Here is a 13278-nt window from a genome sequence, read left to right on the forward strand (position 1 = left end):
GCGCTCGCGGCTCGGGCGTGCCACGCGCCCAGCCCGCGGGAAGCCGACGCATACGGCACCGGGCAGGCTCCGGCCGGGTCTTGCGCACGGCTCGGCAGCGCCCCGCGTCCCGTGCGCGGGGAGGTCGACCACACGGCGCCCCCACGGCTCCGCCGCGTAATGCGCCGCGGCTCGCGTCAGCCCGCTGCGCGGTCTGCCACTCGCGCCGCGCGCATACGCGGCTGCGCCGTGGCGGCGCCTGATGCAAGGAGAACACGCGCACGTGCCGCGGGTCGCTTCCTCGCAGCGGCGCAAGCCCCGGCCTGCGCCAGCCCGGTGCCTGCCGAAAGCCCACCTTCGCGGCTGGGCACGCGTCACGCCCTCGCGGCGCGGCGCACTGCGCTCCGGCAGGCGGGCTGCTGCCCAAGCCGGGCCGCCCGCTACCGGCAGTGCCGTCACCCCAGCCCGGCGGCAGGGCACACGGGGGCGCAGGCGCCACCCGGGGGCTCGCGACCGCCATCCCGGAAGGCTGGGCGGGTGCGCGCTGCGATGACGCGGCCGACCGCGACCAGCGCGGCGGCGTCCGGGCTCGCGCACGGCCCACGACCCGCACGGCGATCGCGGCGCCCATGGGTCGGTGCATCCGGCCCGCGTCAGGGCGGCGCGCGGCCTCGCCTCGCTTCGGCGGACCGCAAGCGGACCGCCTGCGCTTTGCATGCGGTGCCACCGGTCGCGCGCCGCCCAGCCGCCGGCCTGTCCGGGGCCGGGGCATGCGCCGCGCCCGCCGCGCGGCACCGGGCAACCGGCGCTCGCCCTGCCGCCCCCGCGCCCGTCGCTGCCCGTCGGAGGCAGCCCGTGCGCACTCGCCCGGCCTCCCGGCGATACGGCGCCGCTGCCGCAGCCGCAGCGCCCGCAGGCGCCACGCGCTAGTGGGCGCCGCCCGCCCCCGCGACGCCCCTGGCGGTCTCCTCGTCCTCGCCGTACCACTTGGCCCGGTACTCCCACGACTGCATGAGCCCCGCTGCCACCTCGTCCATGTCCTGCCGCTTGTCGCTCGCCGTGTCCGAGATGATGCTGTCGTCGAACGCCACCCGTATCCCGCCCTCGTCGGGCAGCTCGGCACCGAGCGTCCGCTCCACCGCGAGCAGCGCGCGGCAGATGCCCGCGATCGCGCCCTCCAGGGCGTGCTCGTGGCGGCGCACGTTGCGCATGAGCGCCGAGTTGTCGGCCGACACCTCCGTGGCGGTCTTCACGTACCCCGACCCCTCGTCTATGTCGAAGTACTTGAGCCCGAACCCGCACAGGTCGCCGAGGGTCTGCAGCGCGACGCGCAGCGCCCGCTCCTGCGCCTCGGTTCTGAGCGTCGGCGCGAACTCGTGGATCGTGTCCTCCGTGCTCATGACCTTGCGGAACACCGTACAGTCAGCCTTGCCGAAGGGGATGGCCACGCGCGAGCCCTTGCCGTCCCGCTCGACGTCGAACATCACGTCCGACAGGAACACCCTCATCTTCCCGTTGTCTATCTCGCTCATCATCGCGTCGTAGCAGAGGTCCACGGCCTGGATGGCGTCCACCGCGTCCGCGAACACGCTCTGCCCGTAGGGGCTCATGTCCACCCTCGTGTTGTCGATGGCGGGCTTGACTATCGAGAAGGTTGGCCACTCCGAGCCCGTCTCGTGCACCGGGCACACGCCCTCGGGCTCCACCCGGTTCCCGTCCTTATCGAAGCACACCGTGACGATCCGATAGCCACCCTGCTCTCCATCATTCGATAGGCGATAAGAACCCGACGCCGCACTTCCACTGGGCGAGAAGTTCGCAGGCGAGAAGGACGCCCCGTCCGAACCCTTCAGATGCAGCTGCACCTGGTCGATAGCCCGTCCCCGCCAGAACGCCCGCGTCACGAACGCGCACTCCGTCACGCCCTCCTCGTCCCACGTGAGCGGGATCACCATGCGCGCGTCGTAGCGCCTCACGCGCACCTCGCGAGATCCCGCATCGACCCAGAGCGCCCACGCGCCCGTCCCCAGGCCGAAGGCGCGCACCACGCACTCCTGCGCGCTGGCGAGAAAACCCGTCCGCGAGAAGAACGAGGCGAGCCAGTTCGTGCACTCCTGCGCCTCGCACGCCACCTGCGTCTTGTCGTTCAGGAGGAGCGATCCCCACTCCCGGCACACCCGCATCGCCGGGTGGATCGAGCGCCGGTGCACCTCGTACACCCGCCCCACGCCGTCGGTGTCGCGGTAGTCGTAGAAGTCCCCGAGCGCCCGCATCCAGCCATCCCAAGCCCTGATGTGCGGCTCCATGTCCTCCAGCGGCAGCGTGAACCCCAGCGACCTCAGCCACTCCCTCACGTGCTCCGGCACCCAGTACTCGCGATCCAGACCCTCCACAGCGCACCTCCCGCATCATGCCGTTCAATGCGCCCCAGCCTACCCGCCCGTCCCAAACTCCCGCCCATACCGCAGTCCGTGCGGACACGCGAGAAGGCCGTGCCCCTATAGCCGCCGCTCTCTGCCATGCCATCTTTGCCGCCAGCGCCTCTATTCGTGCCCGCGCTTATGCTTCTGCTCTTCCCGTCTACCGCGTCCACGCCTATACCGCTCTTCCCACAGGTGCATATGCACGCGCGCAAAAGCCCCGTCGTATGGCCGCTACCTCTACTATTGCAGGTAAAGGCACTCATGTTCCTGCTTATGCGGGCTGCATAAGCAGGCTCCTCGCGCCCAAGGTCGCTCGTCCGTCGCGCCGCCAAAGTCGGCGCTCCAGCTCCACGCGCCGGCAAGCCGTCGCGTTCCGCACTCCGTTAGCCAGCCCACGCCGCCGCAAGGCATGTCCGCACCCGCCGCAGACCCTCGGCGGCATGGTCTGTCTAACTCCGTAGCTCCGGCAGCCCGCAAGCGGTCTGCCTCCGCAGCTACGGGTGCCTGCTACGCAGTCACCCTCCGCACCGCTCCAAGCCCGCTACGGTCGCTCGCGCTCCCTCCGCGGTCTTTCCGCGGGCTCCGCAAGCCCCCTTCGGGGTCTTGCTCCGCAGGGCGAGAAGAACGAGAAGAACGAACCATCCATGCACGTCAGCCAGCGCTTTTGCACATTCGTTCGAGAATATGTTGATAACCAACCGGCGCGTCCGCGCGTTTCGTTGCCGTCCGTTTCAAAGCGTTTCATGCGGAGAAGAACGCGCCGAGAGGCCCCTGTGGAAAACACGCCATGCGGGCGGCGGGCCTTCCCGTTTTCATGCCGAAGGTTCCACACGGCGCCAATCGGCGCTCACGCAGATCGCTGCTCTCGCCCTTCCGCTAATTAAGCTGCCGAGAAGGACGCCCGCGGGCCTACCCCCTCAGCACGTCGTCCATCATCGCGTATCTCACCGCGTCGATGCTGTGGTCGTTGCCATCCGGGATGTCGTCCAGCCACGTCCCGTCGCGGTCGCGGCCGTACTCCTTGAGCCGGAACTCCTCGTAGGCGAGCGGCGCCCGCTCCGGGTCGATGCAGATCTCGCGCAGCCCCGCAAGCCACTCGTAGGAGAGCCGCCGCATGTTCGACTTCCTCGCCGGCCGCACGCGAAGCCCTGCCTCGCGCCTCCACACGGCCATCGACTGCTTGCCGTCCGGCGTGTCGTCGCACCAGATGAGCTCGTCGTGGAGGTAGGCGTCCTCGCCGGGCTCGTCCGCGTAGGTGAGCGCGCCCGTCACCAGCGCCGCCGTCTCCGCTGGCGTCTTGCGGTTCGCCGAGAGCTCGCCGAAGATCGTGAGCCTGCGCTCGCCGGGCTCCCAGCCGCAGCGCACGAAGCGCCACGGGTCGGGGAACCAGCCCCAGTCCACCCCGCAGCGCGTGCGCGAGAAGCCCCGCACCCGCGCGTCGGAGAGCCGCGTGGCCACCACGTTGTTGAACACAGAGCCGCCCGTCCCTGTCACCTCGCCCAGGTACTCGCTGCGCCACGCCCGCTCGTCCACGCTTCGCAGGTACTCCGCTTCCTCGATGAAGGGCGCGCCGAGCCACTCCGGGTGGCTCTCGACGACGTCGAGGTACGAGCTCTGCCGCACCAGCGTGTCCGCCCGCCGCTCCCGCTCCAGCTCCTCGCGGTTCACCCAGCTCCAGAGCGTGCGCGGCGGGTTGTACGAGTAGAAGATCCAGAAGTCGTCGCCGCCGCGCCGCAGCGAGTTCAGGATCGAGCGCACCGCGTCTATCCCGTCGAACTGGTCGAGCTCCTCGAACCAGATCACCGCCGCGTAGCCGCGCGCGAACTTCACGCCCTTGAGCTTCAGCGGGTCGTCGGCTCCCCTGAACACGATGCGCTGCCCGGTCGGCAGGTAGGTCAGCTCCATCGGCGAGATGCGCGCCCGGAACCACGCGTCGAGCCCCAGCGCCGCGATCGCCCACGTCATCTGCGAGAACACCGAGTCGCGCAGCGTGTTCGAGAACCGCCTCACCACCACCGCGTTCGCCTCCGGGTGGAGCAGAAGGAGAAGGACGATGCACACGCTGATGAAGCTCGACTTGGTGGAGCCGCGCCCGCCGTGGAGCCAGTAGTGCGTGTGGCCGTGCGCCATGACGTCGCCGAGCACGTCGTGGAAGCGCGGGATGACGAGCGAGGAGGCGTCAACCATTCGGGCCGCCCTCGCCGAGCCCGTCCAGCGGCAGGGTCTGCTGCACCGGCTGCGCAACCACGCCGAGCACGATCTTCGGCGCGGCGTCGGCCCTCGCGTCGTCGCGCTGGCGCTCCGCCTTGCCGAACTCGTCGGGGTACTTGCGCTCGAGCAGCCACGCCGCGGCCGTCCAGTACTGGTTCCTCGCCAGGGCCGCCGAGCGGATGGTCGTGAGCAGCGTCCGCTTGAACGCCGACTCCTCCTTTTTTAGTCCCTCGCTTAACTCGCGCTGCAGCTTCGTCTTGGGCTCGCCGATCCAGCGGTAGAAGGTGGACTCGTGGATCCCCAGGGCGCAGACGATGTCGCCGTTGGAAAGGCCGTCCGCCTTGAGGCGGATCGCCTCGTCAATCATCTCCTGCGTCAGCTTCGGACGCCTTGCCATGCGTATCACCCCCGTGAAACTCGTTGGTTCTCTCACGGTGGATTCTCACGTCACGTCACAAAGGCATGGAAAAGGCGGAGCCGTGTCCCGTCGTTTTCCGTCGGGGCGTGCTCCGCCTTCCCCCGTATTCTATCGCCTAGCGACGCTCCCGCTTCCCCTTGAGCCCGTACTTCCTGCACAGCCGGCTGTTGCGCTGCCGCATCTTGTCCCGCTCGCGCCGCACGTCGGCGAGCTCGTCCGACCGCTCGCAGGCGGCGCGCTCGCGCTCCAGCTGCTCGTTGAAGGCGCGCTCCTGCTCCAGGTGGTAGCGCTCGGTGCAGAGCGGGCACATGCCGGTCTGCCGGTTGATCTTCACGCCCACGGCGCCGCAACTCGGGCACACCGTCTGCACGGCGAGCGAGCAGTGGATCCGAGACGCGCGCATCTCCACCGCGCGCACGGAGTGGCGCACGCCGCAGCGCCGCTCTATCTCGGCGGCGGCGTACTCCGCGCCCCTGAAGCTCACCTCGCGCAGGACGTCGTCCTGCTCCTCCGTCCACCAGCTCATCCGCGCCCCCTCCCGTCGCGTCTCATGCTCGAGCGCCGCGCGCCATCGCGCCCGCGCCGCGCCCTTGAGACGGAAAGCAGCCCGCCTGCCAGCGAAAACGCCAGCCGTCTCAACGTCTCAAGCGCCCCGCCGCCAGAGCCCCTCGCGCCCGTGCGCGCGCGTGCGCCCGCGCGCGGTGCGGCCTTGTTCCTCGTTCCCGTCATGACATTGAGACGCCCGCCATAAACCTCCATCCTGACCAGCCTGTACGGCCGTCTCAAGCCCCGTCTCAACATGGCTCGCCGCCTTGAGACGCGATGACGGCCGCACCGGCGCCCGTGGCAGCCCGCTCCAGGAACGCCTCCAGCGCCTCGTTGTCGATGCAGACGCAGTAGACGCGCCCCGCGTTGCGGAACCGCTTCTGCTTGGTATAGCGGTGCCCCGAGTCGCAGACGAGCAGCCCCTCCTCCTCCATGCGGCGAAGGGTCTTCGCCCGGTCGTAGTTCGCGCCCGCGAGCGCCCGGTCGAGCACGCTCGAAAACACATACCAGAGGTAGCCCGTCGCGCAGGTCTTGTCCTCGATCGCGCCCCAGCGCTCCAGCCGGTCGTTCTCGCAGTAGTCGTCGAAGTGGATGCGGTTGCCCACAAGCCACTCGGCCACGAACTGGATGGCCTTGAGGTCGGTGTCGCCGCCCTCGGCACCCGTCGCGTTGCCGAGCGCCCACACCGCCATCGCGAGCGAGGCGTCCAGGCAGCCCTGCCAGTCGCTTCCCGGCGAGAACACGTAGAACTCCGCGAGCGCGTCCGCGAAGGCGAGCAGCGCGATGTTGTCCGCCTGCGGGTGTCCGCACGCGATCGAGGCGACCGAGTCGCGCACCTGCGCGAACTGCCGGGCGTAGAACTCGGCGGGGTTGCGCCGCAGCGCCTCGACAAAGGCGCGCCCCGCCGTGCCGTGCTGCGCGGAGACCAGATGGTGCATTCCCTGCGCGGCCCTCACGTCGGAGAAGGGCTCGGCGTTGAGCTCGAGCGTTCGGTTGGCGGCTCCCTGCTGGGTGGACTCGCCCACGATGGGGATCTCGCCCGTGGCTATCGTGAGGCTGCGCCAAGAGCCCGCCCGCATCATGGAGCGGTCGGAGTTCAGCGCCCCGCGCTCGTGCCCGAGCGAGAGCGAGTAGAGCAGGTCCTCCACGATCTGGCGCTTGGAGGCCTGCCCGCCCGGCGCCCCCTTGCTCTGCAGCTCGTCGATAATGACGGGGATGTCGTGGAAGAGCGCCGCCGCGCGCACGATGCTCTTGGGCGTGTCCGCGAAGGTGCGGAAGTAGGAGTCCGAGCCCTCGGTCGGGTCGCCCCAGACGCTGCCCGCCGCCTTGAGCGTCGGCGTCTTGCCGCTGCGGCTCCTGCCCCACAGGTACACGATGAAGGTCTGCACGCCGAGCAGCGCCACCAGCACGGAGGCAAAGCTCGCCGCCATCACGCACCGGAACGCGGGCGACGCCGCCCGCGCGGGCGCCATGCCCGCCACCCAGTCCGGGAGCGTCCCCGCGGGCTCCATGAACGGCCGCGCCTTCACCGCCTCGTCGGGCGAGGGGTCGAAGCGCACCTCGCCGCCCGCGTCGTAGGGCATGAACGAGGAGAGGGCGCCCTCCGCCCAGCCCAGGTGCACCACGCTGCGCGCGCGGGGGCGCGAGCCCGCGCACCGGCGCTCGCAGTCGGTCAGGTAGCGCACGATGTCCTTCGCGTTCGTGCTCGACACGTTCGCGCCGAGCGGCGCCAGCGCGCCGATGATGCGCGTCTGGTTCAGCAGCACGTCGCGGTCGAGCGCCCGCTCGCGCACGCCGCCCGCCACGGCCACGCGCACGAGCGCGCGGACGTCGCCCGTGTCCAAGTCCACCAGGTCGCACGCGATCCAGGGCGCGGTCGCCGTCACGGTGTAGCGCAGCCCGCCGGCCGCGTCCGCCGCCCAGAGTCTGCCGCGCTCGTCCACGTACCAGCCTTCGACCGAGGGCGCGCCCTCTGTGGCCTCCCTCGGCGCGGCGTCATCGTCGGGTACCCCTTGCTGTTCGCGCCGCGTTGACATCGAACAAGTGTTCTTATTATTAGCACGAGGGCGAGAAGAACCATCACGCCTCGCAGCCCTCGGCTTGTAGAACTCCGTGGCTCCCGATATGGCCCGCTCTATCGTCTGCGCGCCGTAGGTGGTGCCGCCGCGCCTGCTGTCCCACTTGTCGCGCATGAGGCCGCTTGCGCGGAAGATCCTGTCCATGCGCGCGGCGTCGCCCGCGCACCAGAAGGCGAGGTGGCTGCAGAGCGCCATGTCGGCAGCGGAATGGTCGCCGCCCTGCGCCGAGCAGTCTCCCGCCAGAAGGGCGCGGATGTCGCCGCCGCTCCTGCTCGCGAGCATGCGCTCGACGAGCTCGTCGTCGCCCATATCGCCCGGGGAAGCCTCGCGCACCGCGTCTTCCAGGCGCGGCTGCGAAGAGCGCGTCTCGGGTTCGATCCAGGTGCGGTACGCCCTCTCCACGACGCCGGGGTTCTCCGCGAGCGCCCCGCGACCCTCGAAGACGTCCCCCGTCACGGTGAAGTAGCGGTCGTGGTCGTACATCTCCACCACGCGCCCGCCGGGCTGCCCCCTGCGCGAGCGCTCGGCGCCTTCGGGCTTCGCGCCCCGGAAGATCAGGTGCAGGCCGTCACCCGAGGGGGACACTTCGGTGTAGGTGCCCGCCTCCTCGACCACCCAGCGGTACTCAGCGTCCAGCACCCCATCGACAATCACATGGTCGAGGTCGAGCCCGGTGAAGGCGCGGTCCGGCCCGAACACGAACCCCACGCCGTCGCAGCGCCAGCGGCCGACGGCCGCCACCGCCTCCTCGAAGGTCGCCCAGGTCGCCGGGTCGGTGCTCTTGGCCATGCGCCCGTTCGCCGCGCACACCGGGAGCTTCGTCGTCTTGCCGTTTCGCTCCTCGCGCCGCCAGCACACCCAGCGCGGCTCGATCTTCAGCTCCCGGGGGACGCGTGCCAGCGCGTCGGCGAGGGAGCCCGCCTTGTGTGGGCTACTCGCGGCCCTCTCCGTCATTCGAGGCCCCCTTCTTCGCGTTCTTGAAGATCACGTCGCGGCAGATCCGCCAGCGACCGTTCACCTTGTCGGCGGGGATCCGCCCCTCGCGTATGCCGCGCGTGATGGATCCCTCGTGCTCGCCTGTCACGTCGGCGAGCTGCTTGGGGGTCATGAAGTACGGCAGCTCCTCGAAACTCATCTCTCGCTCCTTCTCATCCGATTTGCCTCTGGACCGTACGCACGGCGCCGCCCCGTCTGTCACGAAGTGGCACGTTTCGTCGCCGTCCAGCGGTAGAATATCACAGGAATTGTCAACAAATGAGATTCTTTGCAAGTTTTGAGGTAGAATGAGCCTATGTGATTGAACGGCTTGTCAAGTAGTGATAGAATCTGTAGCGAAGCGTAACATCGCAAGAAGGGCGGCGGCGGACGCCGCTCCACAGGACGCACACATCTCGAGAAAGGCGGACGCCATGGCAAGCAACCTCTTAGAGCTCCGCAAGGCGGCGGGCTACAAGAACGCCAGCGACTTCGCCGAGGCGCACGGGATCCCCTCGTCGACCTACGCGCGCTACGAGTCCAACCCCGACAAGATCCCCATGGACCGCGCCTGGCAGCTCGCGGACATCCTCGGCACCACCATCGACGCCATCGTCGGCCGCGAGGCCCCGGCGCCGGGCACCGCGCGCGGCGAGGTGCAGCTCGAGTACGACGGGCTCACGCCCGAGGCGCGGCAGCTCGCCGACGAGCTCCGCGAGTTCGTGCTCATGAAGGACGAGAAGATCCGCGCACGCCGCCGCCGCGAGGATGAGCGTCCCTACGAGGCGCTCTGCTACCAGTACGAGCAGCAGATGCTCTCCCAGATGCGCGACGGCGCGGCCTTCGGCGAGCTCGTCGCGTTCGAGAGCGCCGAGGCGGCGCGGACTGCCTTCGAGTCCTTCCTCCAGGAGCAGGCGGCGAAGAAGCGCGGAAGGCTCTCCACCAAGGCGGAGAAGGCAATCGACGAAATGACCATCAAGAAGATCATGGCAGCCTACGACCGCACGCACGGCGAGTTCGACTTCGACGGTATGCGCGTGCTGTGGGGCTCCGTCGACCACGGCGTCATGGTCGAGTACGACTCCGAGGCAAGCGGGAGGGGCGGTGATGCGAAGGCATAGAAGTCGAAACAGGTGGGCCCGCGGGAGCTGGCACTCCCACGGGCCCGGCGTCCGGTCCAGAGGCAAATCCAGAAGGGACGGTGACAGTATATGTCATCACTCGCACCCGCCCAAACCCCCTACAAGGCCATCAGCGGCAAAAGAACACTCCAGAGGCTCCGCCGCCAGGCGGGCTACCGCTCCGCGAAGGACTTCGCCGAGGCGCTCGGCATCCCCGGCTCCACCTACGCCCGCTACGAGCGCGCGGGCGACGGCGCCGGCTGCGGCATCCCGCTCCCGGCGGCGTGGCAGATCGCGGATGCGCTGGGCTGCTCCATCGACCTCGTGGTCGGCCGCGAGGACATCGACGCGCCCGAGCCCGAGGGAATCCAGCCCCGCTACGACGCCCTCAGCCCCGAGGGCCGCGCCCTCGTGGACAGCTACCTCTCCTACGTGGAGCTCGGCGAGCGCGCCGCCCGCTCCCAGGGAAGGCGGTGAGCGCCATGGCCAAGGAAGAGAAGAACCTCAGCGTCGTCTCCTTCTCCCTCACGGACGGCTCCGGCGCGGAGATTCCCGCCGTCGCCCTCGTCGCCGCTCCCGGCGAGGCCCTGCGCCTCGACGAGCCCTGGCAGCGCGAGCTCGCCCGCGATCTCGAGTGGCACTACCGCCCGCCCTACGTCGTCGTAGAGGATGGTGAGTGAGCATGGCGAACGTGGAAGGCGGCGGCTACATCGTCCAGCGCGACAAGAGCAAGCCGAAGAGCAAGTGCCGCAAGTGGGAGCTCCGCGTACCCACCGGGCTCGACCCGAGGACGGGAAAGTACAAGACCAAGTCGCGGCGCTTCAACGGGACCTACACGGAGGCGAAGAAGGCGCTCCGGGAGTTCGTGGACGAGATCGAGCACGACTCGGTTCAGGGAAGGACGTGCTACACGTTCGAGGAGTACTGCGAGCGCTTCCTCGAGCGCCGCGCCCTCGGCAAGGAGGTCGCCGAGACCACGCAGAAGCGCCAGAGATGGCAGTTCAAGGCGGCGTGCCGCCATATCGGCAAGGCGAACCTCGCCTCTATCACCCCGGCGATGCTCGACGACATGTACATCGCCATGCTCAAGGGCGACACGCTCTCCGGCAAGCCCTCGAGCGGCTCCTACGTCAACCAGATCCACGACAACATAACGCTCGTGTTCGAGCAGGCCAAGAAGGAGGGAATCCTCGTGAAGAACCCGTGCGACGCCGCCAACCCGCCCAAGATGGACACCAAGGAGAAGCGCGCCCTCAACCCCGACCGCGCCCACGTGTTCATCGCCATGCTCGACGAGAAGGACGACCGCGAGTGCGCCTACCTGCTCGCCATCACCATGGGGCTGCGCCGCGGCGAGATCTGCGGGCTTTCGTGGGGCGACATCGACTTCGAGCGCGGCATCGTCGACATCAGCCACTCCTACGACACCCTGGGCAACCTCAAAGAGACCAAGACCAAGGCGGGCATGCGCCTGCTGCCCCTGCCCGAGAGCGTGGCGGAGGCGCTCAAGGAGCACAAGAGGGCGCAGAAGGAGCGCTACGACCGCACGAACCAGTGGCGCAAGCCGCACGAGGGCTACATCGAGCAGGCCGACGAGTCGCCCGTGATCTCGGACAACACCGGCAGCCGCGTGCTCCCCAGCAGCCTGAGCCGCTGGTGGACCGAGGACCGCGTGAAGTACGGCCTCGAGGGCTGGTGCCTCCACGAGCTTCGCCACACCTACCTCACCATGCTCGCCCTCTCCGGCGTGCACCCGAAGGTCATGCAGGAGCTCGCCGGCCACTACAGCTCCCAGATCACCATGGACATCTACACGCACGTGAACATGGACGCCAAGCGCGACGCCGTGGCGGCCGTCTCGAAGGCGTTCGCGTGATGGCCGGAGGCGCCCGCAAGGCCCGCCCCTACGTGGCGGGGATTCGTCGCGGCATAATTTGTGGCAGATTTGTGGCAGGAGAGTCGAAGATGAAGCCCGACCGATAAGAAACACCAACCCTGACCTGCTGAGATGGAGAAATGCAAAAACCCGAAAACCGCGTCGGCATTATCGAGTGGGAATAAGTAATTTAACTAAATTAGCTTCGTTGCCAGGGGCCGCGGAAGTTCTGCGACCCCTTCTTACTTTTTGAGGCTGGTGAGGACGAAACCGGCAAGGCCGGCCGATCATAGGTCTTCTTGCGTGCGTCGCGGCTGGCCCTGGCGGGTGCCCTGTGGACAAGAGCTGATTTACTTTTACTATTTATTACATTCAAAACCATGTAGCAACCGGGCTCCGGGGCGCTGAAACGGCAGATTGGTGCCTGTTGCTACATGGTTTTGAAGTAGATAAAAAATCTCACTTATATCTGAGACGGCTTCATCTGCTCCTTAGCTCGGGCACTCGGGGGCGTGTTACGATGCTCCAAAGCACACCCAGCCAAGGAGGGCCTCATGAAGGCGCTGGTACATGACGGTTGTGGCAACATCGCGCTTCTCGACCGACCGCGCCCGCGGCTGGCGGAGCCCACGGACGCCATCGTGCGGGTGACGCGCTCGACCATCTGCACGAGTGACCTGCACATCATGCGCGGCGCCGTGCCGCGTGCCCAGCCTGACACGGTGCTCGGCCACGAGTTCGTGGGCGTGGTCGAGGAGGTGGGCCCGGGCGTGAGGTCCTTCTCGCCCGGCGACCGCGTGGCCGTGAACTGCGAGACCTTCTGCGGCGAGTGCTTCTTCTGCCGGCGCGGCTGGGTCAACAACTGCGAGCACGGCGGCTGGCTTCTGGGCTGCACCATTGACGGCTGCCAGGCCGAGTACGTGCGCGTTCCGTATGCGGACAACGCGTTCACGCGCATCCCGGACGGCGTCTCGGACGAGGACGCGCTCTTCCTGGGAGACATCCTGGCCACGGGTTGGTGGGGCGCGCGCCTGGCGGAGATCGAGCCCGGCTCAACCGTCGCGGTGATTGGGGCGGGGCCGGTGGGGCTCACCACCATGATGTGCGCGCGACTGGCCAACCCGGCGCAGGTCATCGCCCTTGACGTGGACGAGCCACGCCTCGCCCTCGCGCGTGAGCGCGGCCTTGCGGACGCCGCCATCAACCCCGCCGAGAAGAACCTCGACGAGGTGGAGTCTCTCGTGCGCGCGCAGACCGGCGGTCGCGGCGCGGATGCCGTGATCGAGGCCGCGGGTGGCGACGACACCTTCGAGATGGCCTGGCGCCTCGCCCGGCCCAATGCCGTCGTGGTGATCTCCGCCATGTACGAGTGCGACCAGACCCTGCCGCTGCCGCGCATGTACGGCAAGAACCTCACGTTCAAGACCGGGGGCGTTGACGCGAGCGGTCTCGACGAAGTGATGGCGCTCATTGCGGCGGGCAGGCTGGACACGAGCCTCCTCATCTCGCGTCGCTACCCGCTGAACGACATCCTGGACGCCTATCGCGCCTTTGAGGCTCGCGAGGACGGCTGCCTCAAGGTCGTCATCACGCCGTGGGAGCCGCGGGGCTGACGTTCTTCTCGCCATGCCTCGCAAGGTACAATAGATGC

General features: G+C 68.7%; 11 protein-coding genes. 5 read left to right on the forward strand and 6 right to left on the reverse strand.

The features are described 5' to 3' along the window. Nucleotides 1-905: 905 nt before the first annotated feature. The 6 genes from E0L17_RS03350 to E0L17_RS03375 form a co-directional block, all read right to left on the reverse strand. Nucleotides 906-2372 carry a hypothetical protein gene (locus E0L17_RS03350; protein ID WP_167929842.1) on the reverse strand — a complete coding sequence of 489 codons (1467 nt, stop codon included), beginning with the start codon at nt 2370-2372 and terminating at the stop codon, nt 906-908. A 939-nt stretch (nt 2373-3311) separates the two neighbouring features. After that, complete coding sequence (locus E0L17_RS03355) at nt 3312-4589, reverse strand: PBSX family phage terminase large subunit (RefSeq protein WP_167929843.1); 1278 nt, start codon at nt 4587-4589, stop codon at nt 3312-3314. Beyond that, entirely contained in the window at nt 4582-5010 is a 429-nt protein-coding gene (locus E0L17_RS03360; protein WP_167929844.1) for a helix-turn-helix domain-containing protein, read from the reverse strand. The genes E0L17_RS03355 and E0L17_RS03360 overlap by 8 nt, the downstream gene beginning before the upstream one ends. Nucleotides 5011-5146: 136 nt before the next feature. Beyond that, complete coding sequence (locus E0L17_RS03365) at nt 5147-5557, reverse strand: hypothetical protein (protein WP_167929845.1); 411 nt, start codon at nt 5555-5557, stop codon at nt 5147-5149. Between the two features lie 268 nt (nt 5558-5825). Continuing rightward, on the reverse strand, nt 5826-8609 hold the full coding sequence (locus E0L17_RS03370; RefSeq protein ID WP_167929846.1) for a phage NrS-1 polymerase family protein: 2784 nt from the start codon (nt 8607-8609) through the stop codon (nt 5826-5828). After that, entirely contained in the window at nt 8587-8790 is a 204-nt protein-coding gene (locus E0L17_RS03375) for a helix-turn-helix domain-containing protein (protein ID WP_087220893.1), read from the reverse strand. Before E0L17_RS03375 ends, E0L17_RS03370 begins: the two co-directional genes overlap by 23 nt. A gap of 274 nt (nt 8791-9064) precedes the next feature. On the opposite strand from E0L17_RS03375, the gene E0L17_RS03380 reads away from it, so the two are divergent. The 5 genes from E0L17_RS03380 (at nt 9065) to E0L17_RS03400 (ending at nt 13240) form a co-directional block, all read left to right on the forward strand. Next, entirely contained in the window at nt 9065-9751 is a 687-nt protein-coding gene (locus tag E0L17_RS03380) for a helix-turn-helix domain-containing protein (protein ID WP_167929847.1), read from the forward strand. Nucleotides 9752-9841: 90 nt separating this feature from the next. Then, nucleotides 9842-10228 (forward strand): helix-turn-helix domain-containing protein, encoded by a 387-nt coding sequence (locus E0L17_RS03385; protein WP_167929848.1) that lies wholly within the window; start codon nt 9842-9844, stop codon nt 10226-10228. Nucleotides 10229-10233: 5 nt separating this feature from the next. Further along, nucleotides 10234-10431 (forward strand): hypothetical protein, encoded by a 198-nt coding sequence (locus E0L17_RS03390; RefSeq protein ID WP_167929849.1) that lies wholly within the window; start codon nt 10234-10236, stop codon nt 10429-10431. Between the two features lie 2 nt (nt 10432-10433). Continuing rightward, complete coding sequence (locus E0L17_RS03395; protein WP_167929850.1) at nt 10434-11627, forward strand: site-specific integrase; 1194 nt, start codon at nt 10434-10436, stop codon at nt 11625-11627. Between the two features lie 554 nt (nt 11628-12181). Beyond that, nucleotides 12182-13240 carry an alcohol dehydrogenase gene (locus tag E0L17_RS03400; protein WP_167929851.1) on the forward strand — a complete coding sequence of 353 codons (1059 nt, stop codon included), beginning with the start codon at nt 12182-12184 and terminating at the stop codon, nt 13238-13240. Nucleotides 13241-13278: the final 38 nt, after the last annotated feature.

It is taken from the genome of Olsenella sp. SW781 (genome assembly GCF_012027725.1).
Taxonomy (GTDB): Bacteria; Actinomycetota; Coriobacteriia; order Coriobacteriales; family Atopobiaceae; genus Thermophilibacter.

Bases quoted from the DNA above. Each gene is read 5' to 3' on its own strand.
- E0L17_RS03355 (WP_167929843.1), bottom strand. From the start codon at position 4,589: ATGGTTGACGCCTCCTCGCTCGTCATCCCGCGCTTCCACGACGTGCTC.
- E0L17_RS03360 (WP_167929844.1), bottom strand. From the start codon at position 5,010: ATGGCAAGGCGTCCGAAGCTGACGCAGGAGATGATTGACGAGGCGATC.
- E0L17_RS03365 (WP_167929845.1), bottom strand. From the start codon at position 5,557: ATGAGCTGGTGGACGGAGGAGCAGGACGACGTCCTGCGCGAGGTGAGC.
- E0L17_RS03370 (WP_167929846.1), bottom strand. From the start codon at position 8,609: ATGACGGAGAGGGCCGCGAGTAGCCCACACAAGGCGGGCTCCCTCGCC.
- E0L17_RS03375 (WP_087220893.1), bottom strand. From the start codon at position 8,790: ATGAGTTTCGAGGAGCTGCCGTACTTCATGACCCCCAAGCAGCTCGCC.
- E0L17_RS03380 (WP_167929847.1), top strand. From the start codon at position 9,065: ATGGCAAGCAACCTCTTAGAGCTCCGCAAGGCGGCGGGCTACAAGAAC.
- E0L17_RS03385 (WP_167929848.1), top strand. From the start codon at position 9,842: ATGTCATCACTCGCACCCGCCCAAACCCCCTACAAGGCCATCAGCGGC.
- E0L17_RS03390 (WP_167929849.1), top strand. From the start codon at position 10,234: ATGGCCAAGGAAGAGAAGAACCTCAGCGTCGTCTCCTTCTCCCTCACG.
- E0L17_RS03395 (WP_167929850.1), top strand. From the start codon at position 10,434: ATGGCGAACGTGGAAGGCGGCGGCTACATCGTCCAGCGCGACAAGAGC.
- E0L17_RS03400 (WP_167929851.1), top strand. From the start codon at position 12,182: ATGAAGGCGCTGGTACATGACGGTTGTGGCAACATCGCGCTTCTCGAC.